We start from the raw sequence: 388 nt of genomic DNA, 5'->3' as shown, positions 1-388 counted from the left end.
GGCGGAACAAGCTGATCCTCAGCGCGAACGGCCGGCATTGCTACGCTGATCATGCCCGTGCACAAGAGCGCAATCCCAAGCAATTTCATTTCCGCCTCCGTGCCTGGCAGCGAGCTGTACCCTACACTGTCAAGCTTCGGCCGCATCCTCTCACCCGCGAACGACGTTAACAGTGGGTTTCAGTGCTGGCCTGAAGGGAGCAGGCCGAATGATGCCCGAGGGGGCCGCTGCGGAACTCATGAAGTGGACCAAGCGGGGACCCAAGTGGACGAAGGCGGTCGAAGCCTGCATGGCCTGCATTGAAGGTGAGGGCACACCAGACGACGTAAGGAAGGCCTTCGAGGCTGCTGCCGAGGAGGAGGGGTTGCTACGCTCCTCCTCTAATTAG

General features: G+C 60.8%; 1 protein-coding gene. It reads left to right on the top strand.

What is annotated here, in order from left to right:
• The first annotated feature begins 208 nt into the window (after positions 1 to 208).
• Positions 209 to 388: a DUF982 domain-containing protein gene (locus AC0L16_RS33625; RefSeq protein ID WP_473625820.1), complete on the top strand. Its 180-nt coding sequence runs from the start codon at positions 209 to 211 to the stop codon at positions 386 to 388.

Source organism: Mesorhizobium sp. WSM4848, assembly GCF_055811375.1.
The sequence above is the reverse complement of the archived record's forward strand: the minus strand, read 5'-3'. Positions and strand labels throughout refer to the sequence as shown.